27 protein-coding genes are annotated in these 26327 nt (G+C 43.5%); 5 read left to right on the top strand and 22 right to left on the bottom strand.

The genetic code is table 11. From position 1 onward, the window contains the following. Nucleotides 1-2: 2 nt before the first annotated feature. Both MUN53_RS10310 and MUN53_RS10305 read right to left on the bottom strand, forming a co-directional pair. Nucleotides 3-1754, bottom strand: coding sequence for a class I mannose-6-phosphate isomerase (locus MUN53_RS10310; RefSeq protein ID WP_243325346.1), 1752 nt, complete (start codon nt 1752-1754; stop codon nt 3-5). Between the two features lie 13 nt (nt 1755-1767). After that, nucleotides 1768-3075: a glucosidase family protein gene (locus tag MUN53_RS10305; RefSeq protein ID WP_243325345.1), complete on the bottom strand. Its 1308-nt coding sequence runs from the start codon at nt 3073-3075 to the stop codon at nt 1768-1770. A gap of 94 nt (nt 3076-3169) precedes the next feature. Between MUN53_RS10305 and MUN53_RS10300 the strand changes: the two genes are divergently transcribed. Next, a complete protein-coding gene (locus tag MUN53_RS10300) occupies nt 3170-4081 on the top strand; it encodes an AraC family transcriptional regulator (protein ID WP_243325344.1) in 912 nt (303 codons plus the stop codon). Nucleotides 4082-4346: 265 nt separating this feature from the next. Here the strand turns inward: MUN53_RS10300 and MUN53_RS10295 are convergent, their stop codons facing one another. The 13 genes from MUN53_RS10295 to MUN53_RS10235 all read right to left on the bottom strand — a co-directional run bounded on the left by MUN53_RS10295 (nt 4347) and on the right by MUN53_RS10235 (nt 16929). After that, complete coding sequence (locus MUN53_RS10295; RefSeq protein WP_243325343.1) at nt 4347-5420, bottom strand: mannose-1-phosphate guanylyltransferase; 1074 nt, start codon at nt 5418-5420, stop codon at nt 4347-4349. A 385-nt stretch (nt 5421-5805) separates the two neighbouring features. Continuing rightward, complete coding sequence (locus MUN53_RS10290; protein WP_394803070.1) at nt 5806-6924, bottom strand: glycoside hydrolase family 10 protein; 1119 nt, start codon at nt 6922-6924, stop codon at nt 5806-5808. A gap of 29 nt (nt 6925-6953) precedes the next feature. Next, nucleotides 6954-9869 carry a M16 family metallopeptidase gene (locus tag MUN53_RS10285; protein WP_243325342.1) on the bottom strand — a complete coding sequence of 972 codons (2916 nt, stop codon included), beginning with the start codon at nt 9867-9869 and terminating at the stop codon, nt 6954-6956. A gap of 200 nt (nt 9870-10069) precedes the next feature. Further along, the gene (metK, locus tag MUN53_RS10280) at nt 10070-11359 is read right to left on the bottom strand and encodes a methionine adenosyltransferase (RefSeq protein WP_022455393.1); all 1290 of its coding nucleotides are present in this window, start codon (nt 11357-11359) and stop codon (nt 10070-10072) included. Nucleotides 11360-11560: 201 nt separating this feature from the next. Beyond that, nucleotides 11561-11749: a hypothetical protein gene (locus tag MUN53_RS10275; protein ID WP_243325341.1), complete on the bottom strand. Its 189-nt coding sequence runs from the start codon at nt 11747-11749 to the stop codon at nt 11561-11563. A gap of 79 nt (nt 11750-11828) precedes the next feature. Then, the gene (gene folK / locus MUN53_RS10270) at nt 11829-12314 is read right to left on the bottom strand and encodes a 2-amino-4-hydroxy-6-hydroxymethyldihydropteridine diphosphokinase (protein WP_243325340.1); all 486 of its coding nucleotides are present in this window, start codon (nt 12312-12314) and stop codon (nt 11829-11831) included. Between the two features lie 6 nt (nt 12315-12320). Beyond that, nucleotides 12321-13370, bottom strand: a complete 1050-nt coding sequence (gene queA, locus MUN53_RS10265; protein ID WP_243325339.1) for a tRNA preQ1(34) S-adenosylmethionine ribosyltransferase-isomerase QueA — start codon at nt 13368-13370, stop codon at nt 12321-12323. A gap of 32 nt (nt 13371-13402) precedes the next feature. After that, a complete protein-coding gene (truB, locus tag MUN53_RS10260; RefSeq protein ID WP_243325338.1) occupies nt 13403-14107 on the bottom strand; it encodes a tRNA pseudouridine(55) synthase TruB in 705 nt (234 codons plus the stop codon). Nucleotides 14108-14194: 87 nt separating this feature from the next. Further along, nucleotides 14195-14989 carry an undecaprenyl-diphosphate phosphatase gene (locus MUN53_RS10255; protein ID WP_243325337.1) on the bottom strand — a complete coding sequence of 265 codons (795 nt, stop codon included), beginning with the start codon at nt 14987-14989 and terminating at the stop codon, nt 14195-14197. Then, nucleotides 14986-15228, bottom strand: a complete 243-nt coding sequence (locus MUN53_RS10250) for a DUF3098 domain-containing protein (protein WP_243325336.1) — start codon at nt 15226-15228, stop codon at nt 14986-14988. Before MUN53_RS10250 ends, MUN53_RS10255 begins: the two co-directional genes overlap by 4 nt. Nucleotides 15229-15241: 13 nt before the next feature. Further along, complete coding sequence (locus MUN53_RS10245) at nt 15242-16120, bottom strand: cell division protein FtsX (protein WP_243325335.1); 879 nt, start codon at nt 16118-16120, stop codon at nt 15242-15244. 151 nt (nt 16121-16271) lie between these two features. After that, nucleotides 16272-16643: a HepT-like ribonuclease domain-containing protein gene (locus MUN53_RS10240; RefSeq protein ID WP_243325334.1), complete on the bottom strand. Its 372-nt coding sequence runs from the start codon at nt 16641-16643 to the stop codon at nt 16272-16274. Then, a complete protein-coding gene (locus MUN53_RS10235; RefSeq protein WP_243325333.1) occupies nt 16636-16929 on the bottom strand; it encodes a nucleotidyltransferase family protein in 294 nt (97 codons plus the stop codon). Before MUN53_RS10235 ends, MUN53_RS10240 begins: the two co-directional genes overlap by 8 nt. A gap of 437 nt (nt 16930-17366) precedes the next feature. Between MUN53_RS10235 and MUN53_RS10230 the strand changes: the two genes are divergently transcribed. The 3 genes from MUN53_RS10230 to MUN53_RS10220 are packed head-to-tail and all read left to right on the top strand — an operon-like array spanning nt 17367 to nt 19711. After that, entirely contained in the window at nt 17367-18203 is an 837-nt protein-coding gene (locus MUN53_RS10230) for a radical SAM-associated putative lipoprotein (protein WP_243325332.1), read from the top strand. After that, the gene (locus MUN53_RS10225) at nt 18184-18642 is read left to right on the top strand and encodes a radical SAM-associated putative lipoprotein (RefSeq protein ID WP_243325331.1); all 459 of its coding nucleotides are present in this window, start codon (nt 18184-18186) and stop codon (nt 18640-18642) included. Before MUN53_RS10230 ends, MUN53_RS10225 begins: the two co-directional genes overlap by 20 nt. Further along, nucleotides 18626-19711: a TIGR04133 family radical SAM/SPASM protein gene (locus MUN53_RS10220; protein WP_243325330.1), complete on the top strand. Its 1086-nt coding sequence runs from the start codon at nt 18626-18628 to the stop codon at nt 19709-19711. The genes MUN53_RS10225 and MUN53_RS10220 overlap by 17 nt, the downstream gene beginning before the upstream one ends. Nucleotides 19712-19766: 55 nt before the next feature. Here MUN53_RS10220 and der read toward each other — a convergent pair whose 3' ends face one another. The 6 genes from der to MUN53_RS10190 form a co-directional block, all read right to left on the bottom strand. Further along, a complete protein-coding gene (der, locus tag MUN53_RS10215) occupies nt 19767-21080 on the bottom strand; it encodes a ribosome biogenesis GTPase Der (protein ID WP_243325329.1) in 1314 nt (437 codons plus the stop codon). Between the two features lie 85 nt (nt 21081-21165). Continuing rightward, nucleotides 21166-22056, bottom strand: a complete 891-nt coding sequence (era, locus tag MUN53_RS10210) for a GTPase Era (RefSeq protein WP_243325373.1) — start codon at nt 22054-22056, stop codon at nt 21166-21168. Further along, nucleotides 22040-23044, bottom strand: a complete 1005-nt coding sequence (locus MUN53_RS10205; RefSeq protein WP_022456529.1) for a beta-ketoacyl-ACP synthase III — start codon at nt 23042-23044, stop codon at nt 22040-22042. Before MUN53_RS10205 ends, era begins: the two co-directional genes overlap by 17 nt. Before the next feature lie 101 nt (nt 23045-23145). Beyond that, complete coding sequence (rpmF, locus tag MUN53_RS10200) at nt 23146-23331, bottom strand: 50S ribosomal protein L32 (RefSeq protein ID WP_009859681.1); 186 nt, start codon at nt 23329-23331, stop codon at nt 23146-23148. Between the two features lie 13 nt (nt 23332-23344). Beyond that, the gene (locus MUN53_RS10195; RefSeq protein ID WP_243325328.1) at nt 23345-23920 is read right to left on the bottom strand and encodes a YceD family protein; all 576 of its coding nucleotides are present in this window, start codon (nt 23918-23920) and stop codon (nt 23345-23347) included. A 110-nt stretch (nt 23921-24030) separates the two neighbouring features. Continuing rightward, nucleotides 24031-25188 (bottom strand): sensor histidine kinase, encoded by a 1158-nt coding sequence (locus tag MUN53_RS10190; protein WP_022456531.1) that lies wholly within the window; start codon nt 25186-25188, stop codon nt 24031-24033. Between the two features lie 179 nt (nt 25189-25367). Between MUN53_RS10190 and MUN53_RS10185 the strand changes: the two genes are divergently transcribed. After that, nucleotides 25368-25793, top strand: a complete 426-nt coding sequence (locus MUN53_RS10185) for a putative signal transducing protein (RefSeq protein ID WP_243325327.1) — start codon at nt 25368-25370, stop codon at nt 25791-25793. Nucleotides 25794-26135: 342 nt separating this feature from the next. On the opposite strand, the gene MUN53_RS10180 is transcribed toward MUN53_RS10185, so the two are convergent. Beyond that, nucleotides 26136-26327: integrase core domain-containing protein (locus tag MUN53_RS10180; RefSeq protein ID WP_243325326.1), on the bottom strand; the 192-nt coding region annotated here is incomplete at its 5' end.

Here is a 26327-nt window from a genome sequence, read left to right as displayed (position 1 = left end):
CTTTATTGTCTGAAACGTACATACGCTTTGATAGTTCCACATTCCTTTCCTTCCGAAGTTCCATACGGGCGGATGGTATATTCTCCTACCGATGCCGGAACGATAAAGGTTTCCGCATAATGAACAACAAACGGCTCAAAGGCATTCGTCGGACTCTCAACGATCAGTTCATCGCCTTCTATTACATTAAAGACATTCACACCATCATCGGTATGATGAGTAACCGGTTTGGTAAACCAATGACGACGGGTTTCGATGAATTCATTTTCGTGCAATCCGGTCCGTTCTTCCCGCCAGCCGTCTCCTGCAGCAATCGGTTTAACCTGGTTTACCAAATTGTCACGGGTAAATTCTGTCTGACGTTCCCACTGGATAACATGTGAGCCATGACCAATATTAATCGGACGAGGAAGACCATCCAGTCCGAGACGTCCCCAATCCCACAACTTGAAGGTAAATATACTTGGCGTAGCACTGATCTCCAAGACCATGGCTCCGGCTCCGGAACAATGGATCGTTCCATTCGGAATCAAGAAATGATCATGCTTCTTGGCCGGCCAGCGATTCACATACTTTTCTGCCTCAAAAGGTTTTCCGGTATTCTGCGATTCCTGTAGGGCTCCGATCATTTCCTCCGGATTTACACCAGTCTTTAATCCTAAGAATACCGTAGCTCCTTCTTCCGCATCCAACAGGTAGTAACTTTCATCCTGTGTATAATAAATACCGAATGTATCACGAATGTATTGTGTCGTAGGATGAACCTGCAAACTCAGGTTTCCTCCACCAATTGTATCCAGGAAGTCAAAACGGATTGGGAAATCCTGTCCGAAACGAGATTCTACCGGACCACCCAGCAACGCGCGGGTCTGATGGAAGACCACATTATTGGAAGGCATCTCAAACAATTCTCCTTCTACATTCAGATACAAACTGTTCTCTTCGGGTACGCAGTCGAAACACCAACCATAATTAGCCGGTTCCGGATCCAATCCACAAACCCGTTTCATCCATTGTCCGCCCCACGGAGCCGGGTCAAAGAACGGAACTACACGGAACGGCTGATGTGCAGTCTTAACCAAGCCCGCCAACATCGTTTCTCCTGTAATCATTTTAGGTTGTTCCGGCATGTGTGTATCCAACCAATAATCTACCTTCGGCAGTAATTGTTTCTTCAACGTATCACAAACAATCCAATCTACGAAATAACCTCTCTTATAATGATATGAAGCTCCTTCGGCCTTATTCTCTACGCCTAAACCATTGATTTCATGACGGCGGAAGCGAAGCTGTATTTCCCAACGGGCCATATCCACATATACCAGGATATCCGATTCGGGTGCTACAACGGCAGCTCCATGGCCATAAACCAAAACCAAACCTGTTGCCTGACTGATTTGCTGACGCGCATCCGCTACTCTAGAAGCATCCAGGAAATCAGTATAGGTAAAATGTGCCCGGTACCCGAACAAACGGTCGTCCGTTACATAAGGATACGTCATGGTTTCTATCTCCTTCACAGATTTGAATACAGACTGTGTATCCACCCATAAAGAAGGATTCAAGGCAGACAGTTCCCGTGTCAGTTCTTCATGATGAACACCCTGATAACATTCCACAACAACGACTACCGACTTCTTACCAACCAACGATGCACAGCGACGGTTTATTTCATCCCGTACGGCCTGCCATCCTTTCCATAACTGACCAGCTATTCGAGTAGCCGGCTGCTTGTCATAATTGCTCTTTCGCATGATTATATCTTTTTTATTTGTTATCTATTTTTTCTTCTGCCCAATCATTCATCATCTCAATCGCTTTAGCCAATACTCCGGCAGAGCCTTTGAAATGTCCTGAACCACTGGGGACGCCTCCCATACCATACCATTCAAAGAAACCCTGGTTCTTGATTACCCGGTCAATCATCGGACGGATTTCATCGTAGGCTTCTTCAACAAAACCATTCGCAACCAACTGCTGAATCATACGTCCTCCGAACCAGGTCCAGTCTCCACCGTTTTGGTAAACGTAGGGTTTAGCCATTCCTCCCCGGAAAAAGCCTTCCGGATAAGTCGGATAAAGAGTTAATCCGATACTTGGCATACCCGACAAACGGACGTTCTCGAGCATCTGGGCATTGACCAAGGCAATTTCTTCCTTCGATAACAAGCCGGCTTCAATGGCGACGGCAGTTCCTCCATGATAATGAATCTGATTCTCATCGAATCCGGCAGGAATCGGAGACGGATCTATATACAAATGAGGTATAAACTTCTTCAGTTCGGCATCCCACAAGTACTTCCGCACATTCTGAGCGATCTGTTCACGGATGCCTTTCCATTTCTTCAGCAACGAGGCATCGTCTGTCATTTCCTGCAAATAATCCAAAGCGATCAGGAACATGGCATTATCATACACATCAATGGCACGCGAAGAAAGCTCGTTCATGTCACAACCAAAATCATCATTCGGCTGTACATCTCCCCAATCGGCAGTCATGGCACCAAACAATAAACCATACTGCTCGCTATAACGTTCCCGCATCAGATAATCAACCATATCATCCATCCGCTCCAGTACAGTTCTTCCGGCTACATCTTCTCGTAAAATCGAAGTATCGCCTGTTTTACGGATATATTTACCTACAATCTGAATCAGGGAAGATTCCTGATCGGTCTCGACGGTATTCTTGAATCCCACATGATCAGGTGCTGCATCTGCATAATAAGGATGATTATCATACCAGGTAAAATCCGGTTTCAGCACATAGCCATCTATCATCTCATCATTCGGTTGCTGAAGAGCAAAGAACAACAGGATAGCATTCCGGATATCCGTCTGATTTGTTTCTTCACAGGCTACTTCAATGAATGTATTCATATCCCGGGCCCAAATCTGGGAATAACCGCTACCCGCATTGAATCCCTGACTAATTATCGAGCGGGCCATACTATCTACCTGATGCAAGGTTGTATCATTCAAAATTGTCTCTGCCAACTGTTGTTGTGGGTTTGTGGTGGTACAGGAGAGAAAAGCCACAGAACCCATCAACATTAAACCGAATTGTTTCTTCATTTTATCTTGATTTTTCTGCAAAAGTAACACCACGATACCAAAACAAACCTTACCTTTGTTTCGATTTACTTATACAATCTTACGATTTTCTGTTATGATCAAAATTAAAGAAGGTTTTAAGGGGGAACGGTTTGCTTCTCTACCCGATGACATTCTGCAAGAATATAGCCATAATCCGTTGATCCGCAATCTGTATATTCGGAAAATAGGATTCTTTCCACATGTAAAATATCATTACGTACAAAAAGAAAAAGGATGTGATTATGGCATGCTCATCTATTGTACCGGAGGAAAAGGCTGGTATAAAATAGAAGAAAAGACTTATGAGATCAAAGAAAATCAATATATCATCATTCCTCCAAATGTTCCTTATTCATTTGGTGCCGACGATTCCGATCCGTGGACAATCTACTGGATTCATTTCAAGGGAGCCTTGACCGAACAGTTCATTCCTAAAAGTCATGCGCCTAAAAACATCCTTCCCGGAGATTATTCCCGTTTACAGGACCGGCTGGATTTGTTCGAAGAGATTTATAACAGTTTCTCGATGGGTTATACACTGGAAAATATGATTTATTCGTCCATGTGTCTGTACCAGTTCCTGGCTTCGTTTTTATATCTCGACCAATACCGGTCGATCAATCTGCCTACTCATAAAGAATATTTGTTGTTGTCGGCCAGAGCGGTTCATTACATGCAGGAAAACATCCATCAGAACCTGTCGCTCGAACAGATAGCTAGCTATTTCAAATACTCTACCTCTCATTTCTGTACCCTATTCCAAAAGGAGACAGGCGTTTCACCCATCAATTATTTCATTCGCCTGAAGATGCAGAAAGCCTGTCAATATCTGGAAATGACCAATAGGAAGATTAACGAAGTTGCCGCCTTGCTGGGTTTCGAAGAACCGGCCTATTTTACCAAGATGTTCACCAAAATGATTGGTATCACACCTTCCCAATACAGGAAACGCGAATCAGCGGTCCATCAAGGCGAAATAAAATAAATCCGCAGCTGCCATTATGAAGCTGGTCATTAACTGCATTGTTAACCATCTCATTTTCAACCCATCAAAAAGGTAGGCAAGAATTCACAAAAACATAGGCATGAATTTGTGAAAACATAGGCATGAAATGACAAAGACATAGGCATCTTTTTAAACAGAATAAACGAGAATCGATTCCGATCCCAGTTAGATTCGATTTCGATTCCCGTTTATATTAAAGAGCATGGTTTCATACGCCTGCTCGGTTCTTCGTATATCATCTTTCTTATTTATTGGCCTGTTGAATCACTTCCTTGATATGATTCTCGTCGTTGAGCGGACAAATCATCAGCACATCTTCCGTATCGGCAATCATATAACCGGAAAGGCCGTCGATAATGACTTTCTTATTGGGATTGGTTTCCTTGATCAGATTCTGTCCGGCATGAGAGAACTGCGAATCGGCTCCGGAAACGGCATTGGCAGCAGCATCTTTTTCCAATAAGGAATACAACGCGCCCCATGAGCCCACATCACTCCAACCCAAATCAGCCACACAACGGACGTACACCTGAGCCGCTTTTTCCATGATTCCATAGTCGATGGAGATAGAAGGCGACAGATTGAAAGCCTGATTGACGGCTTCCTGTTCGTCACAAGTTCCATATTTCCTGTCAATGGAAGCAAAGAGAGAAGCGACTTCCGGCAAATACCGTTCAAAAGCTCCGATTATGGTTTGTGCCGACCAAATGAACATACCGGAATTCCAAAAATAGTCTCCTTCTGCCAGATACTGGGAGGCAGTTACCAAATCCGGCTTTTCCTTAAACCGCAATACTGGCGTAATAGCCGATTCCGAATCCTGTTTCGTCTGAATATATCCATAACCCGTAGCCGGGAAAGTCGGCGTAATCCCCACCGTCAGTAAAGCCGGATGAGAAGCTGCAAAAGCCAGTCCTTCCTGCATAACCACAGCAAAACGATCCGTATTCGATATATAATGATCAGATGGAGTAACGACGGCCACAGCCTCCGGATTTATCTGCCGTAATTTATACATCGCATAGGCAATGCAAGGAGCTGTATTCCGCCGGCAAGGCTCCGTCAGTATTTGTTGGGGCGACAATTGTGGCAGTTGTTCCAATACCCAATACTTATAAACCTCGCCCGTCAACACCAGAAAGTTCTCCGAAGGAATAAAGCCGGAAAATCGATCGTAGGTCAGTTGGATAAAAGTACGTCCGATACCTAAAGCATCCACAAACTGTTTCGGCTTTTCTTCCCGGCTCAATGGCCAGAATCGGGATCCAATACCTCCGGCCATAATAATACAATAACAATTATGTTTATCGAATGTCATGTTGTTTCCAGTTTTTCTGCAAAGTAAATAAAAATCAAACGTAGAACATCTCAAATACGAAAAAGATCGTGATAGGAAGTCTGATTTATACTTCTTTTCCAAAAGGAGTGCTGTCCGCACCCAGATTTGTACTCCTTTTCCAAAAGAAGTGCTGTCCGCGCCCAGATTTGTGCTCCTTTTCCAAAAGAAGTGCTGTCCACACCCAGATTTGTGCTCCTTTTCCAAAAGAAGTACTGTCCGCACCCAGATTTGTGTTCCTTTTCCAAAAGAAGTGCTGTCCGCACCTAGGTTTATAGAAAAAATGCCGGATCACCGTTTGTACAAAGACAAACCTCGTGATCCGGCATCACCTTTTTGGAGAAAGATGAAAATCTATCTTCTCTCTTTATTTCTTCACCTGATAAGTCTGATGGATAGCCTTATCAAATTCAATCCAATGTTCATCCGTCATATTACCCGGTACAAACAGACAAACGCCTGTTGCTCCAGCTTCCATAGATCCTCGTACAGCCTCAGCTATTTCAGAAGGAATCAAACCATGACCTTCCGGATCTTTGATGTTGGCCTTGTTCTTCCAGTCGTGGCAAATGAACAATCCGCTGTAAATCGGTTTCTCTCCATTCACAGAAGCTACTTCCTCAGCCGTTACCTTACCAACCCATGAAGCCGGTTCCAAATAGAAATCGTTGTAGTTCATAGGGAAGAAGGCATCGATATTCCATTTGTTCCATTCCTGACGTACCAATTTCTTTGCATACGAATCCGGACCCGGGAAAACAGCGGCACTCACCTTCTTTCCTTTCGCGTGAACTGCATCGGCAATCTTGCCTACCAGCTTCGTAACTACATCATAACGGAACTGTTTCCACTCTTCACACTTCGAAGGATCTTCCACTGCCTTAATATCGATACCCGTAGCTGCCTTGAAATCAGCCACACACTTATCGCAATAACAATAGTCGGCAGTCGGATATTCTTCATTCATGACCAAGCCGTACTTTTCCCACAAGCCACGTGCCAGAATCACATCCACATAACGGATATAATCCAAATGAACATAATCAACTTCAGGAATTTCTGCAATTTTCGAATATTCGGTTACCAAGTAGTTTGCCACATCATCATTGTTGGGACACATGCACTTGTAGTAAGGCACATAAGCCTGTACCTTATAAGCAGATTCACCCTTCCGGTTCACGGCATACCAGGTAGAATCGGCATCTCCTTTCAACATAGTAGGAATCCAGGCATGATATTCCAACCCATTGGCATGGGCGATCTTGGCTGCACGAGCGTGCTTCTCTACATTAAAGCCACCGGCATTGTAACACATACCATCCAGACCATGCGCTTTCCACTTACTGAAATCAGCCTGAATAGATGCTTCTGTGGCATCACCACCTTCTCCTTGCCAGCCATACACCGGAATCTTGGTTCCTGAACCACCCGAACATGCAGCCAAACCCACTACGGCTGCCATCATTACTAAAAATTGCTTTACCATAATATTATTACCTTTAGATTAAAATGCGTTTAATAGCCGAACAACGCTTCCTGAGTCAGTTTCTCTATCGGGCCATATTCAGACAATCCCTTCATGTTCAAATCCTTCTCATCACCCAAGACTACATACACGTATTTACGATCCTTTACCCATTTCTCCTGGAATGCCTTTACATCAGCCAAGCTCATTTGTTGAACTTGCTCAAACAAAGCCTTCCGGGTATCAACAGACAATCCTAAATCCTGAGCATACATATAAGCCCAAAGGACATCAGACTTCGTAATTCTATCGGTACGCAAACGGGTTATCAATGCGTCTTTTGCCAGATCAAATGCTTTTTCCGATTCAGGCATCTGGTTGATAATCTCATCAAAGGCCTTCATGGCATCCAGCATCTTGTCGTTCTGCGTGGCGATAAAGGTACGATAAATATATGGATACTGCAACTTTGACGGAGTAATTAAATAAGCTCCAGCCGAATAAGCCAAACCTCTGGCTTCACGCATTTCCTGGAAAACAATCGAATTCATGTTTCCACTGAAATATTCATTATACAAATTCAATACCGGATCGATCGTTGCATCATACTTTTCTCCCCGATTGGAAATAGCAGAGAAGTAAATCTGCTTGGCATCATACTGGGCAAACAAGACTTTATTATCTGTTGTCTCCTGCATCTTGAAGTCTGCTGAAGCCGGAACCGGATTCAGTTTCTCTGGAACCTTATGCTGTTCGTTGATAATTGCTATCACTCTTTCAGCTGTTTCCGGACCATAATACAAGATCTTATGCTCATACGTATTGATCTGGCGAATACGATCTACCAGTTCCTGCGGATTCATCTGTTGCAATTCAGCCGTAGTCAACACATTTGTAGTCGGAGATTTAGGTCCCCAAATAGCATATTGAATCAAGCGGTTGAAATTCTGTCCTTGATTTAACTTAGCATCTACCCGTTTCTTCAGCATATCCGAAGCCAGATTCTCGTATGCTTCCTTGTTGACCTGTACATCAGCCAGTAATTCTTCAAACAGAGCCATCGCCTTCGGCATATTTTCTGCCAAACCATCCAATGTCACATACATACGGTCTGAACCCGGATGAACGCCGAACGAACAAGCCAACTGATAGAATTCCATATTGATTTCCTGCAATGACTTCTTCGATGTTCCCAGATATTTCAGGTATTCGAAAGCAGTACCCATGGCTTTATCATTGTTATTACCCATATCGAATACATACAACAGCGAGAACAGATCGTTCGAAGTATTCTGCTTGTACAATACCGGAATACCAGACTTAGCCGTCAACTTACTCAAATCTTTCTCAAAGTCCAGGAATACAGGTTCGATCGGAGCGACCTGCGAAGCCTGAATCTCTTTCAAGAAGGCACTTGAACTATCACGGTTCATCACAATCGGTGTGATCTGAGGTTTCTCAATCTTCTTTTCATTCGGATCTTTTCCCTGACGTTTATATACCAAGGCATAATTATCCCCAAAATACTGATTAGCGAAATCAACCACCTGCTGTTTGGTTACCTTACTCATACGAGTCAGCTGTTCCACTTCATCCTTCCATTCCGACTTACTGATAAACGCATTCACGAACATATCAGCACGTCCGCTGTTCGAATCCAATTGATACATCTGCATCAATTTGAAGTTGTTGATGGCAGCTTCCAACAGACTTTCGTCGAATTCACCCTTCTTCAGTTTTTCTACTTCAGCCAAGAACAAATCCTTTACTTCATCCAACGTCTGTCCCTGCTTCGGTGTTCCTGCGATAATGAAAGCATCATAATCTGCTAAACCGTATGTTCCGGCATAGCAGTTCAACACCTTCTGCTGCTGAATCAAATCCACATCAAGCAAACCGGCCTTGTCGTTGTTCATAATCAACGATACCAGATTCAATAAATCTTCCTGATTCACAGAAGAAGATCCAGGGAAACGCCAGCCCAGCATAACATTCTCGGCTTCCAAGCCCAACACTTCCTTTACAACCGGAGCCTTAATCGGAGATTCGTGTGTAACCGGTAAAGCCGGCAGGTTTGGATTAGGTTTCAGATGACCGAAATATTTCTGAATAGTAGCAATCGTCTGTTCCGGATCCAGATCACCCGACATACAGATAGCCATATTATTCGGTACATACCAGGTCTTATGATAATTCTTGATATTTGTAATCGACGGATTCTTCAGGTTTTCCTGTGTTCCCAACACCGTCTGCGTTCCATACGGATGATCAGGGAACAAAGCCGATAAGATCGCTTCAAATACTTTGCGGTTATCGCTAGTCAGCGACATATTCTTCTCTTCATACACTGTTTCCAATTCGGTATGGAAGCCACGGATCACATTGTTCTCAAAGCGATCAGCCTGTATTTTCGCCCAATTCTCTATTTGGTTGGACGGAATATCCTCTACATAAACTGTCTGGTCAAAACCAGTATAGGCATTCGTTCCTGTTGCTCCGATAGCAGCCATCAGTTTATCATATTCATTCGGGATAGCCAACTTAGACGCTTCGTATGATACACTGTCGATCTGATGATAGATGGCTTCCCGTTCTGCTTCGTCGGTAGTCTGACGATAGACTTCAAACAGACGTTCGATCTCATCCAACATCGGTTTTTCCTTTTCATAATCCTGCGTTCCGAAATGAGTCGTTCCCTTGAACATCAGATGCTCAAAGTAATGCGCCAATCCCGTTGTTTCTGCCGGATCATTCTTTCCCCCCACTCTTACCGCGATATAAGTCTGAATTCGCGGAGTTTCTTTGTTTACGGTCAAATACACTTTCAGCCCGTTATCCAAGGTATAAATACGGGCTTTCATCGGATCATTGGGAACCGATTCGTAAGGAACAGAAGTACTCTTCGTACATGCCGACAGCACACATAAAGAGATAGCTATTCCTAACCAATAACTAATTTTATACATACCCATTATGTTTTTATAATACAATTGCAAATATCTACAAAAAACACCACAAAAACACGGACTTATCCAGAAAAAATCTCACGAACGTCATTTCCATAAATCTTTACTGACGAAAAGATACTTCCGACAGAAAATAAAAGGAACGTTTCCGGACATTGGATATCCGAAAACGTTCCCTCGTAAGAAATATAAAGTTGTACTTACTTCAATCCAAAGGCTTCTTTTACCTTATCTACATAATCCAGTTTTTCCCAGGTAAACAATTCCACTTCGCAGACAACTGGTTCCGGAATATATCTGGAATTAAATACCTTCTTCACTACCTGCGGTGTACGACCCATGTGACCATAAGAAGCCGTCTCGAAATAAATCGGATTCCGCAACTTCAAGCGCTCTTCGATTGCTTTCGGACGCATATCAAAGATTTCCCATACTTTGGCAGCGATTTCTCCGTCTGTCATATTCACATGCGAACGACCGTATGTGTTTATGAAGATATTCATCGGCTTAGCAACGCCAATAGCATACGATACCTGTACCAGAACCTCATCTGCAACACCGGCAGCAACCAGGTTCTTGGCTATATGACGTGCGGCATAAGCTGCCGAACGGTCCACTTTCGACGGATCTTTTCCAGAGAAAGCACCACCACCGTGTGCACCTTTTCCACCGTATGTATCTACAATAATCTTTCGACCGGTCAGTCCGGTATCACCATGAGGACCACCTATAACAAATTTACCTGTCGGATTGACATGATAAGTGATCTGATCATCAAACAAAGCCTGTACATGTGGAGGATATTGTGCCTTCACACGAGGAACCAATATATTCTTAACATCGGCCTTGATCTTATCCTGCATGGCTTTGTCGGCCTCTTCCTGAGAAATACCCTTAGGACCGATGAATTCGTCGTGTTGTGTAGAAACAACAATCGTATCAATTCGTAACGGACGGCCGTTATCATCGTATTCGATCGTTACCTGGCTCTTCGCATCTGGACGTAAATACGGCATCAGGCGAGATTCCTGTTTACGAATCTTAGCTAATTCCAACAGCAAACTATGTGCCAGATCCAAAGCAAGAGGCATATAATTGGCTGTTTCATTGGTAGCATATCCGAACATCATACCTTGATCACCAGCACCCTGATCATATGGATTCTCACGTTCCACGCCACGGTTGATATCACCGCTCTGTTCATGGATAGAAGAGAAAACGCCACAAGATTTCGCTTCAAACTGGTATTCACTCTTGGTATAGCCGATCTTCTCGATTACATTACGGGCTACTTCCTGTACATCTACATACGCATTTGATTTAACTTCTCCAGCCAAGACAACCTGTCCGGTTGTAACAAGGGTTTCGCAAGCTACTTTCGAGTTCTTGTCATAAGCCAAAAACTCATCCAGCAAAGCATCCGATATCTGATCGGCTACTTTATCGGGGTGTCCTTCTGACACCGATTCGGAGGTAAATAAATAACTCATTACTCAGATAATTAATGTAAAATAAATTCGTAATGAATTGATTGGGGAAAGAAACTGTTTGCCAAACGGCACAAAAAGAAAGATTGTTTTTAGCATTTTTTCCTGTGGTTGCAAGCGCACAAATCTATCCACGTCAATTCAGGGTGCAAAGATAGTGATTTCTATGGAATAAGCTCACACCATCTAACGTTAATTTTCCCTTTATTTCTTCTTCTGTGTATTACGCAAAGCTTTTTTCAACTTAAAGCCGGCTCTCATTTTGGCAGCTCCCGATCCGTGTGTTCCGCGCAGGAAGTCGGACATCTTCGGTTTTCGCTCTCCTTTCGGTTCCGAAGCTTTCTTCTTGAACACCATGCCGCCACCTGTTATGATTCGTTCTATATCGTTCATATATATTGAATTTGTAAGTTCTTTATCCATCAAAACTGATCAACCTGTCCATTTGTTCACAAGTCAACCGTTTACTTCATTACTTTACTTCTGAATCTTCTCCGTCCAATAAATCCATATATAGATCATACATACTCTTCTGCAAAACTGGATGAACCAACGAAGGAGCAATCTCTGCCAATGGCTGCATGACAAACAAACGTTGCTGCATCAGTGGATGCGGTACGACTAAATCCTCATGATGTACAACCTCATTACCATACAACAAGATATCAATGTCGATAATCCGGTCATGATACGAACCATCACTTTTCTGCGTCCGTCCCATTTCCCGTTCTATCTGTTGAGTCAGACGAAGCAATTCCATCGGAGAACAGTCGGTTTCCAATTCCAACGCAGCATTCAGGAATGTATTCTCTGAAGCAAATCCCCACGGCTCAGTCTCATAAAAAGAAGAAAGGGACAGGACATCTCCTGCCCTTTCTGCCAACAGCGCAGCGGCTGTTACCATATTTTTCCGCTTGTTACCGATGTTTGTACCCAGTCCCAAGTAAACTAATGCCATACGTTCTTACAGGATTAACATGGCGTCACCATAAGCACCAAACTTATAGCCTTCTTTCAAAGCCACATCGTATGCATCCATAATCAACTCATAACCACCAAACGAAGCCGTCATCATCAGCAAAGTAGATAATGGCATGTGGAAGTTAGTCACCATACTGGTTGCCACACTAAAATCATACGGCGGGAAGATAAACTTATTAGTCCATCCTTCAAACTCTTTCAGATGACCATCCGTACTTACAGCTGTTTCGATCGCACGCATAACCGAAGTACCAACCGCACAAATCTGATTGTTTGAATCTTTGGCAGCATTGACAGTAGATACGACATCCGCATTGACAAACATCTGTTCTGAATCCATCTTGTGTTTTGTCAGATCTTCCACGTCTATTTCGCGGAAATTACCCAAACCGCTGTGTAATGTCAAGAAGGCAAAACGACAATCCTTAATTTCCAGACGTTTCATCAGTTCACGGCTGAAGTGCATACCAGCAGCAGGAGCAACAACGGCACCTTCTTCCGTAGCAAAAATATTCTGATACCGTTCTTCATCATCTGGTTCTACCGGACGATCGATGTATTTGGGCAGTGGAGTTTCACCCAAACTATACAATACTTTCTTGAAATCGTCGTGGTTTCCATCATACAAGAAACGCAGGGTACGGCCACGCGATGTGGTATTATCAATCACTTCAGCCACCATCGAGTCGTCTTCACCGAAATAAAGTTTGTTCCCAATACGAATCTTCCGGGCCGGATCAACCAGCACATCCCACAAACGCAACTCTTCATTCAATTCACGAAGCAAGAATACTTCAATACGAGCCCCTGTTTTTTCTTTGTTACCATACAGACGAGCTGGGAACACACGAGTATTGTTGAAGATAAACACATCTTTCGGTCCAAAATAATCCAATATCTCCTTAAAGATCCGATGTTCAATCTTTCCTGTCTTCCGGTTAACAACCATCAATCGAGACTCATCTCTGTTCTTCGACGGGTATAAAGCGATTTGTTCCGTCGGCAAATTAAATTTGAATTTAGAGAGCTTCATACTTTATTTATCAATTTATCTAGTTTTATTTTTTACTTTGTTTCCTCTGCCGGAATCTCACGATCCAAAAAGGCATCTATATCTTCCGGATTCATGCATTGATCCAGCGTGACGTCGCCAACACGGGTTCTTTCCAAAGCGATCAGGTGTGCTCCCGAGTGCAAAGCCACACCAATATCACGAGCCAAGGCACGAATATAAGTTCCTTTACTGCAAACTACCCTGATTTTAACGACCGGCAGTTCGCATGCCAACAATTCAATCTCATCAATCACCAATGTTTTGGCTTTCAAAGGTACTTCTTCACCATTACGAGCCAACTCATACGCTCTTTTCCCTTCTATCTTGCAAGCCGAAAACACCGGAGGAACCTGTTCGATCGTTCCAATGAACTGTTTCAAAACCCCTTCCACCAATTCCCGGGTTATATGTTCGGTTGGATAAACGGCATCCACTTCTTTTTCCAGATCAAACGAAGGCGTTGTTTCACCCAATTTCAGCGTTGCCACGTATTCTTTCGTCTGAAACTGAAATTCATCAATCCGCTTGGTGGCTTTTCCTGTACACACTATCATTACACCCGTTGCCAAAGGGTCTAATGTTCCGGCATGACCTACTTTTATTTTCTTTACCTTCAACTTCCTCGACAACTTATACCGAAACTTGTTCACCAAATCGAACGACGTCCAGGTCAGCGGTTTGTTGAAGAATAAAACTTCTCCAGCAATAAAATCCATCTATTATCCTTTATTCTCCAGAACAGAACAGGTCCGTCACGTACCTCTGCTGTCTGTCAAAACTTATAAACTTAAAAACTCAAGAACTTACAAACTTAAAAAGATCGTTACCGCACCGGCGATGGCACAATAAATGGCAAAATAGATCAACTTCCCTTTCTTGACTATATTAATCATCCATTTACAAGCCAGACAACCGGAAACGAAGGCTGCCAAAAAGCCGATTAACAGAGAACTGGCAGGAATATCTCCACCCAGACTTTCTCCCTGCATCATCTTCAAAGCATCCAACAAGGCTTCACCTAAAATAGGAGGAATCACCATCAGGAATGAGAACTGAGCCAAATGTTCTTTCTTGTTTCCTAACAACAAACCTGTGGCAATTGTACTACCCGAACGAGAAAGTCCCGGCATCACCGCACAAGCCTGAGCCAAACCGATGATAAAAGCATCCCGCAAAGAAATCTTTTCCTTCTGACGAGGCTTGGCATAATAGGAAAAAGCCAACAACAAAGCTGTCAGTAACAACATACAGCCTACGACCAACAGTCCCGAACCAAAGATAGCTTCGACCGTATCTTTAAAGAAAACACCGACAATACCCACCGGAATCATAGAAACCACGATATTCAACACATAACGTGTTTCATCGTTCATTTCAAAACGGAACAAACCTTTGAAGATCCAAGCTATTTCTTTCCATAAGATAACCAAGGTACTCAACACTGTCGCTATGTGTACCAAGATAGTAAACGAAAGGCTTTCCTCTCCTTCTATACCAAACAAGGCAGAACCAATAGCCAAATGACCACTACTACTTACCGGCAAATACTCTGTCAGACCCTGCAACAATCCCAGGATCAAGGCTTCCAATCCATTCATTCTTCTGACGTTGTCTTATCGTTACTCTTCTTCAGGATACCATATACTACGGCTATAAAGCCAATCACCGTCACAATAGGAGCTATCACAATCCGACGGGTATCAAATATAGCCGGATTAAATGTATTATCGCCCGAACCTCCTCCACTCATCAGGATGAAACCAATGATAATCAGCACAACGGCTCCGGCTATCAGGATAAAATTCTCTTTTCCAAAAGCAAAATCTTTCTTCGCCATAGTTTCTTTACTCTTAAATATAATATAATTTGTCAAAACTCATTCGCAGATATTTGTTGACCGATACGATCGTTGCCAAAACCGATAAAAAAATACCCAGCAACAAAACGGCTACATACACTATTAATAACGTAGGAATATCCAATATTTGTATAAAGCCCGTCAATTCTGCCTGCAAATAATATAAAGAAGCCGTCAGCATGCAAATAGCCAGTATGGCTGCAATAATTCCGCTAACCACATTATACCAGATAAAAGGCCTTCGGATAAAACCGGCCGTTGCTCCTACCAGACGCATCGTATGTATCAGGAAACGCTTGGAATAAATCAGCAAACGGATGGTATTACTGATCAGGACAAACGAAATAATCATCAGCATAGCCGCCAGTCCCAGCAGCACCAGTCCGACACGTTTCATATTATGCTGTACCAGCTCCATCATATCCTTCCGATACAGCAGCTCTGACACCGAAGTATAGTTTTTAATCTTGTTCTCAATCAACTTCAGACTGTCCGGATTGGCATATTCCGAATGCAATTTCACTTCAATAGACGCCTGCAACGGATTAAACCCTAAGAAATTCTCCGGATTTTCGCCCAATTCATCTTCCAGTTCCCGGGCAGCTTGTTCTTTAGAAATGTATTCAGTGGATTTAATATAAGGAAGGGACTCCAGATTCTTCTGCATCCGCTTTACATCCAAATCGCCAACATTATCCTTCAGGACAACCGAAAACGACATATTCTCTTTCACATATACCGATAGTTTGTTTCCCAGCAATCCCATCAGGATAATCAAACCCATCAGGAAAAGAACCAGCGCGATACTTATTATCGAAGTAAAGCGGGAATGAAAGAAAGAAACAGAACTAACTTTTTTATTATCAGCCATTCGTAGCAATATTATTCACATTCTTCGTATCAGGAAGAAACATACAGGCACTTTCTTCCCAAATTTTCTGCAAAAGAACGAATATTTTGCGAGATAGCGACCTATTTTGTGTTATTTAACGATTTAAGAACAAGCTATAAATCTCTATCCATTATTTATATGTGGACAACATCTTATCAATAACTACTTTTACCTCAGGAAGATTATTTTTAATAACATCAAATACGATAGAAGCATCTATATCGAAATAATGATGGGCAATAATATCACGCATTCCCATTACTCCTTTCCAATCTATTTCAGGATAAAAGGATAACAATTCTTTATTTGTAACTTTATCTATTCGCTTTACGCTTTCCCCTATCACAATCAACAGCATACAAATACTTTCCATTCTCTCAATCCCACTTGGAGTTATTAAAAAATCATCTGGAGAAAGAATGGTTTCAGACCGTTGTAATATTCTATCTAAAGCAGTCTGTATTTTTATTAAAGAAGAACGAACTAACTCGCTATCATACATAAATGCCCTCCTTTTCTATCCTGCTCCTTAAAAAAGAATCCATATGTTCACGTAAACGGACAAGATCCACGCGACAGCCAAATAAATCTTGTAAATCTTCTTTTATATGTACCATGGCAAACATACTTGGCTTTGAAGTTTCCAAGTAAACATCTATATCACTATCTTCCGTTTGTTCCCCTCTTGCTACAGAACCAAATATTCCCATACGAATAATACTATATTTAGCAGCATTCTTCGTTACATAATCTCGTAAAAGATTTATACACTCAACTGTTGATTTCATAGCCCTTATTCTTTTCCTACAAAGATAGAAAACATCTCAAGAATCCCAATAACACGCTGCATTTTATATGTATATCAAAGAGAAAAAAGGAAACTACTCTTCAATCCATCTGATAATACCCAAAAACAAAACCCAAGCAGAGAAAAGTCAAAAGTAGGTGAACCAAACATGTTGTTCCTGCATCCAATTCTTTAGTTCACGGTGTAAACTAAGTAATCCACGGCGTGAACTACTTAATCCACGACGTGAACTACTTAATCCACGACGTGAACTAAGTAAACCGCGCCGTGAACTAAAGAATTTATTGGAGGCTTCATATTTTTGGATAGTGGATATGGAATCTTTGATTTGCCCGGTAGAAAAATTATTTCCGTGAATGCAGTATTTTATGGGAAAAGACATTTAGGAGATAAAAAACCTCTTAAATTTGTTATACGATGAAACAATGGAAACGAAAACTTTGGAAAACCTGTAATGGCGTCTTAGCCACGCTCCTTGCCTGGCTGGGCTTTTCCTGCCTGGATGAAAACGGAAATGAACCGATTGTCTGTGAATATGGTGTACCGACCGCAGCTTATTCGCTGAAAGGCCATGTTGTCGATTCGCAAGGGAATGCAGTAGCGGATATGCCGGTTGTTATCAGCGACGGGACTTTCCCGTACAATTATCTGATTGGCGACACGGTGAAAACGGATGCCAACGGAGAATTTATCTGGGAAAACAAGCGTGTCGAACCCAGGGATTTCCAGACTATCCAATGGAAAATTGTAGATACTTGCCGGATCTATCAGGATACGACGGGTATTACCGTGTTTGATCCGGAGAGTGCCGTAGGAGCCGACGGATGGTTTATGGGAAGACTGTCCGCTGAAGAGACGATTCGTCTGCGCGATTATCAGGAGTCGTACAGCGAGCCGTACCTGCAATACCGAATTTACGGACGAATCACCAACTCCATCAACCGGGGTATGCCATTGGTTTTCCTGTCGGCCCGGAAAGCGAATGGACAGGAACCAAAGGAATTCTTCGACATCTCCAACTGGAACGGCGAGTATTCGTTTACCTATGAAAAAGCACCGGGCGAAGGCGATTCGCTTGTCGTTTATACCTCTCCGGTGACTTCGGCTGAAACGGGCTGGAGCCAAGATATTCCGGAAGACTCGGTTGTGATCCGTTTCGACGGCGTGCCTTTAACCGAGGGTTCGGGTCTATTGAAAGGAAAAGGAAGTATAGAGCAAAATATATCGTACAGTTATGAAGCGTATCCTTACTAAACGACTCCGTTTTCTCAACGGAATAGGAAGTTTTCTTCTGATGTTACTCGGCTTCGGTTGCTCAGCAGGAGTTGAAGAATATGGCACACCGTATGCGACTTTCCAAATCAAAGGCCGCGTGGAAACAAGCAATCAGGAAGGCATTCCGAATATTCAGCTGGCAAGTATCTTCGGAGAGAATGACACCTGCGCTATAACCAAGACAGAAACGGATGGTTCTTTCGAGATGAACTTCAGTTATGTTCCACTTACTGATCTGAAAATTGCCGCAGAAGATGTGGATAGCGATAAAAACGGAAGCTATTTACCCACTGTTCAGGAAATTCATCTCACGGAAAAAGATTTTCGAGGTGGAGATGACAATTGGTATGCAGGTGAAGTAGAGAAAGAAATTACAATCAGCCTGAAAGAAAAGGAGAAACATGAAACAGCAGATTGACTTACGCAAACGACTTGGCCTGGAAATCTTCCGGAAGATACATCAGAACCGAATCAAGCTGCATGAGCTGAAGACGCTTTTCTGGGAATGCACGCTGCGCTGTAATGTGGCTTGCCGACACTGTGGAAGCGATTGTCGCGTTTCTTCGGCTTTTCCAGACATGCCGGTTGCTGATTTTCTGCGCGTCGTTGATGAAATCACTCCGCATGTGAATCCACATGAAGTATTAGTCATCTTCACCGGTGGAGAAGCCTTGGTGAGAAAAGACATCGAAAGTTGTGGAATCGAACTGTATCGTCGGGGCTTTCCCTGGGGAATCGTTTCCAACGGGCTTTATCTGGACCGGAAACGGCTGGACAGCCTGCTGGCTTCCGGTCTGCATGCCGCGACAATCAGTCTGGATGGATTCGAGAAAGAGCACAACTGGCTGCGTCGTCATCCACATAGTTTTGAGAAAGCGGTACAAGCCATCCGAATGCTGGCAGAAGAGCAAGAAATCATCTGGGATGTTGTCACGTGCGTGAACCGACAGAATATTTCATACCTGCCGCAGTTTAAAGACTTCCTGGTCAGTATCGGCGTGAAACGCTGGCGGATATTCACCATCTTTCCAGTCGGACGGGCCGCCACGATGCCGGAACTACAGCTAGACAACCGGCAGTTTGTCTCCGTACTCGACTTCATCCGTCAGTGTCGCCAGGAAGGTGTGATACGAGCCAGTTACGGCTGTGAAGGTTTCTTGGGGAATTATGAAGGCGAGGTACGCGATGGATTCTATGAATGTCACGCCGGCATCAGTGTAGCTTCGGTGTTGATAGATGGTTCCATTTCCGGTTGTCCCAGTATCCGCTCGAATTTCCATCAAGGAAACATTTACCAAGATCACTTCATGGACGTCTGGAACAATCGCTTCGAAGCCTATCGCGACCGCAGTTGGGCCAAACAAGGAATATGCGCAGACTGCAAGATGTTCCGCTACTGCGAAGGCAATGGCATGCATCTACATGATGAAGAAAAGAAATTACTGGTCTGTCATTATCACCGGATTCAAGGACAGACGGAAGATTAACTAAAAAGGCTGTCGCTTCCGGAAATGGAAACAACAGCCTTTTTAGTTAATGAATTTATTTCTCACGAATAAAGATATTGATCGGAGTTCCGGTGAAATCCCAGTTATCACGGATCTTGTTTTCCAGGAACCGCTTATACGGATCTTTCACCCATTGTGGCAAATTGCAGAAGAAAACAAACGAAGGAATGCTTCCTGCCGGCAATTGTGTCACATATTTAATCTTAATATACTTGCCTTTCCAGGCTGGTGGCGGATAATTCTCGATAATCGGCAGCATGGTTTCGTTCAACTTCGCTGTTGAAACACGACGCTGGCGATTCTCATAGACTTGCTTTGCCGTTTCCAGCACCTTAAAGATACGCTGCTTCGTCATCGCCGAGATAAAGATAATCGGGAAATCTGTAAACGGAGCCAGACGTTCGCGAATCGCAGTAGTGTAAGAGTTGATGACTTTCTGACTTTTATCCTCAATCAAATCCCACTTGTTCACACAAACCACCAGACCTTTCTTATTCTTCTGTATCAACGAGAAGATATTCAGGTCCTGACTCTCGATACCTCGGGTTGCGTCCAACATCAAGACACAGACATCCGCATTCTCTATCGCCCGGATCGAGCGGATCACAGAATAATATTCCAAGTCTTCAGTTACCTTTCCCTTCTTACGGATACCGGCCGTATCCACCAGATAGAAGTTCAAACCGAACTTGTTGTATTTCGTATAGATCGAATCGCGCGTTGTTCCGGCAATATCCGTTACGATATTCCGCTCTTCACCAATAAAGGCATTTACCAATGACGACTTTCCGGCATTCGGACGACCTACAACGGCAATACGCGGCAGCTCTTCCTCCAGAGCCATCGGTTTATCGTCGGGCATCACTTCCAGAATCTTATCCAGCAAATCGCCGGTACAAGAACCATTGATCGCCGAAATACAAACCGGATCACCCAAACCTAACGCATAAAACTCGGCCGAACCGATATGAGCCTCGAAGTTATCTGCTTTGTTGGCCACCACCAGAACCGGTTTACGGCAACGACGCAAGATATTCGCCACTTCCTGATCCAAATCCGTCAGACCGTTTATCACATCGACAACAAACAGGATGACATCCGCTTCTTCGATAGCGATTTTCACCTGCTTATTGATTTCTTCCTCAAAAACATCCTCCGAGTTGACAACCCATCCACCGGTATCCACCAGCGAAAACTCTTTTGTCAACCATTCGACCTTGCCATACTGGCGGTCGCGTGTTGTCCCGGCCTGTTCATTTACGATAGCCTGCCGCGTCTGCGTCAGACGATTGAACAAGGTGGACTTTCCTACGTTGGGCCTACCAACAATTGCTACAAGATTTCCCATATACTTAGTTTATTGAGTTTTTAGTTTATGAGTCCTTCCGTTTATCCAAGTGTGTGGCTCATAGATCCTCACCCACTTATAAACCTTATTCCAGGCGATACCCGAAAGCACGAAGCATATTGTCGCGGTTTCGCCAGTCTTTTTCTACTTTGACAAACATCTCCAGAAAGACTTTCTTCTCAAAGAAGCGTTCGATGTCTTTGCGTGCCATCGCACCTACTTTCTTCAGTGCCTGTCCTCTATGCCCGATGATAATACCTTTCTGCGAATCCCGTTCACAAATGATCAAGGCTTTGATATGGATCATTTCATCATCCTCCTTGAACAATTCCACCACTACTTCCACAGCATACGGGATTTCTTTCTGATAATACAAGAGAATCTTCTCGCGGATGATCTCTGTCACAAAGAAGCGGGCCGGCTTGTCGGTCAGCGCATCTTTCTCAAAATAAGGTGGTGATTCGGGCATCAGCTCTTCCACCCGTTGTTTGACATAATCAACATTGAAGTTCGACAAGGCCGAGATCGGAATAATTTCCGCTTGCGGAAGAATGGTTTTCCACTCCTGCACCAAGGCTTCCAGCTTTGGCTGGTCGGTCATATCGATCTTATTGATCAGCAGCAGGATCGGACATTTTTCCTTTTGCACCTGCTGCAAGAACTCTTCGTTCTTATCGATGGTCTCAATCACGTCTGTCACATACAACAACACATCTGCATCATCGAGGGCAGACTCTGAGAAGTTAAGCATAGACTCCTGCAGCTTATAGTTGGGCCGCAAGACGCCGGGCGTGTCTGAATAGACAATCTGCATATCTTCGGTATTCACAATACCCATGATGCGGTGACGGGTTGTCTGCGCCTTCGAGGTGATAATCGAAATACGCTCACCGACCAACCTGTTCATCAAGGTTGATTTTCCGACATTCGGATTACCGACGATGTTGACAAATCCCGATTTATGCTTTTTTTCCATCATATCCCCATTTCAGGTAAATTGATCCCCAAGTAAATCCTGCTCCGAAAGCAGCCAGAATCAGGTTATCACCTTTCTTCAACTGGTCTTCCCATTCCCACAGACACAAAGGAATTGTGCCGGCACTGGTATTTCCATATTTCTGAATATTGATCATAACCTTTTCTTTCGGTACACCCAATCGCTTGGCTGTCGCATCAATGATACGCAAATTAGCCTGATGCGGTACGATCCACGCGATATCGTCTTGCGTCAGATGATTGCGCTCAGCAATTTCAGCTGCCACATCAGCCATGGATGTCACCGCATATTTGAATACGGTTTTTCCATCCTGATAAACAAAATGTTCTCTTCTATCAACAGTCTCATGAGTAGAAGGATAAGCCGAACCGCCAGCCTTCATAATCAGATGAGAAAATCCGATACCGTCTGTACGAAGGATCACATCCATCACACCGATTTCTTCCGTAGTCGGTTCCAGCAAGACAGCTCCGCAGCCGTCTCCAAACAGCGGACATGTCGTACGATCTTCATAATTGGTAATAGATGTCATCTTGTCGCCAGCTACAACCAATACTTTATGATAACGTCCGGTACGAATGTAGTTCGAACCTGTTTCCAATGCATACAAGAAACCTGCACAAGCTCCCTGCATATCAAAAGTCATGGCGTTCTTACAGCCTGTCTGATAGGCAATGATAGAAGCAGTCATCGGGAAATGATAGTCAGGTGTTGTGGAAGCAAACAAGACTACTTCAATGTCTTCCGGATTGACTTGTGTCTTTTCAAATAATTGCTTTACGGCTCTGATTGCCATATAAGAAGTGCCAAGACCTTCGCCTCTCAAGATTCTACGTTCCTTGATACCCACACGTGTCATGATCCACTCATCTGTGGTATCTACCATCTTACATAGATCCTCGTTCGTCAGAACATCTTCGGGAACATAGCCTCCGATTCCCGTGATTACTGCATTAATTTTTTCCATTACATCAAGAACTGATAAATGATTGATAAATTAAAATAGCCCTAAAAATTTGATTTTTTAGGGCTATTTCTTCCACTTAGTCAAATTAATCTTCTGAATAATTAAACTGCAGCTTCTTTAACGATTGCTAACTTACCTCTGTAATAGCCGCATTCGCCACATACAGTGTGATAAATGTGCCAAGCTCCACAGTTCGGGCAGATAGCCATTGTCGGAGCAACAGCCTTGTCATGAGTTCTTCTCTTGGCTGTTCTTGTCTTACCTTGTCTTCTTTTAGGATGTGCCATTTTATTATTAATTTTAATTGTTATTATTCTCTATCAAATCCTTCAGAGCATCCCAACGCGGATCAGTAGGCTGATCAACGTCCGAATCGTCTTCATAGAAACCATCGTCCGAAAAGTCATCTTCTTCGTCTGAGCGGACTGCCCGATGTTTCCTCAATTTCGAAGACATCTCCTTATTACATTTTCCCGGTGCATGCACATGCTTCATCGGGACGGCCAAAGCAACGAATTCATATAAGAACCAAGCCAGGTTGATCGTTCCATCATCTTCGGGGATGATCAACACCTCGTCGCTTTCTTCCGCATATTCTTTGCCGAACTTCACTATCAGACGGGCATCCGTATTGATAGGCTGTTCCATATCGTCCAGACAACGATCGCATGGCACAATGGCTGTTCCTTCCAGATGGAAGCTTAGTTCAAACATCACAGCCGACTTGCGAAGAGTCAGATGTACCTGAACCTTACCCTTTTGCACCAAATCTCCTTCGATGTCCGCAAAGAACTTGTTCTCCAATAAGTAGTCATATTCATGTACTCCTGGAGTGAGATTTTTCAAATCAATATGATATAATCCAAATTTTCCCAAAGCCTACTTATGTAAAAACCTTGCAAAGGTACGAAAAATATTAACAGAAAAGCAATAGGTATGTAGATATTTTTTCCTATAATGCATTTTTGACACCATATTCACGGATTTTAACGTGTCAGACGGCGTAATTCGATACGAAATGTCGTCCCTTTGCCGATTTCCGAGCTTTTTACATAGATTTTTCCGCCATGATATGACTCAATAATCCGCTTTACCAACGACAGGCCTAAGCCCCAGCCGCGCTTCTTCGTTGTGTAACCCGGATTGAATACAGTCTTGAACTTCGACTTCAGGATGCCTTTGCCGGTATCCGTCACGTCGATACGCACCTTCTTGCCTTTTTCTTCGATATGGAAGGTGATATTTCCCTGTCCTTCCATCGCATCCACGGCGTTTTTACACAGATTCTCGACCACCCAGGCAAACAATGCCTGATTCATCAGTACCATCACCGGTTCTTCGGGCGCTTCGACTGTTATTTTCACCTTCGACGAAATGCGGGTTTCCATATAATCAAGGGCCGAACGGACCGATTCACAGATATTCACCGGAACCGGCTCGGGTGTGGAACCGATCTTCGAAAATCGTTCGGCGATCATTTCCAGCCGTTTGACATCTTTCTCCATCTCAGCCAGCAGTGTCGGATCGACTTCTTTCAGCTTCAGATACTCAAGCCACGCGATGAGTGAGGAAATAGGTGTTCCCAACTGATGAGCCGTCTCTTTCGACAAGCCGACCCAGACTTTGTTCTGCTCGGCCTTCTTGGTACTTGCCAAGGCCAGGAAAGCAGTCAGGATGAAAACAGCCATCACCGTCAGCTGCGCATACGGATAGACCAACAGCCGTTTCAGGATGAGTGAATCATCATAATATAGGTATTGGTAGGTGCCGTCTTCCATATCAATCACGATCGGATCTTTCTTTTTCTTCAACTCCTGTACTTTCTGCTGCAGGAACTCATCCACATTCTTTTCGGGCAGCTCCAGATTCTTGTAGTTCATCACACTGTCCCGGTCATTGCACAGCATCACCGGAATGGCGGTGTTGCCCTGGATGATCTGTAGAATAAGGTTCATGTTCAGACTCGGATCTTCGCTGGTGAGCACACGCGTGGCTTCGGCCCAGACTTCAATCTTCTGGCGTTCCTCGCGTGCCAAATCCTTGATCAGCAAATCAGATACAAAAACGGAAGCAATGGCTATCACCACAGCTGCCACGATAAACAGATATTTCAGCAATTGCCGGGAATCGTATAGGCTATTCATTCTTCATTATCTTTTTTCTGTCGACAAAGAGACAAGGCAACTCGTCAACAAAGCGATGTCAACAAATCTATTTTACTCTCCGTCACTGTAAATTTAACGGCGAAAAGATTGTTTTAGTGTATCCTATTTCTTATTTTTGGAAAGTATGTCGATATCTTAATTTCCAAAGAAAGAGAGTTATGAAAACAGTCCGATTAATTACTTGCGAAAATGATGCACAGGCACATATTCTGCAAGGTGCACTCGAGAATGAAGGCATTCCTGCCATCCTGCATAATGAGATTACAGCCCGCGTTCTTAACGGATACATCGGTCATCTGGGAATTGACATTCTGGTTCAGGAAACCGATTACGACCGGGCACTTTCCTTATTGGAAGAGAATCGAATGATTCCCGAACAACTTCGCTATTGTCCTTGTTGCCATTCCGACCAAATCCGACTGACTTATAAGAGAAAATACCGTTTCCAGGCTTTCTTCAATATGCTGTCGGGACTCATCACCGGGAAAGCAGTCAATCCGTTATATTGGGAATATCATTGCCAGATGTGCCAGAAGAATTTCCCCAAACCGGTAAGCAAGAGTGCAAGTCGGCAAGGAGTATGAACACCCTGCCCTAAGGCCCGAAAATTCATGCCTATGAATGCGCTAAAAGACGCCGGCTTTTCATCAAAAGACGCCGGGAATTGATGAAAAGCCGGCGTCTTTTTCAAGATATACTTAGTCTTTTTGACTATGCCTAAATTTACTTTACACTTTTTTGATACGTTACTAAAAAACTCTACAGATAAAATAAGTCTTACTAAAAGGCTTTACATATTACCTTTGCAAAGATAAAAAATACAATAAGGTACAAATCTTCTGATGGTGACAGATCATTTATTAATTATGAAAAAACCACCGCAGGTTTGCCTTTAGCGGCTGGAGGCGCGCAGCCTCCAAAGAGCGTCAAGTCTCAGAGAGACTTCTTATTTGCACAGGAGTCTTCATCTGGTTGCTTCTATGCGGACGTTTTTCATTATAGAAATAGACAATCCTGTCAAGCAATTCCTTTGCTTCAACAAAGTTGTTTGGCCGCTTCATCCTGTAAAGCCATTCCTGTTTGATAATGCCGTTCACTCGTTCAGCCACAGCATTGTC

Source organism: Parabacteroides faecalis, assembly GCF_022809355.1.
GTDB classification, from domain to species: Bacteria; Bacteroidota; Bacteroidia; order Bacteroidales; family Tannerellaceae; genus Parabacteroides; species Parabacteroides faecalis.
This window is presented reverse-complemented; position numbering and strand designations above follow the sequence as displayed.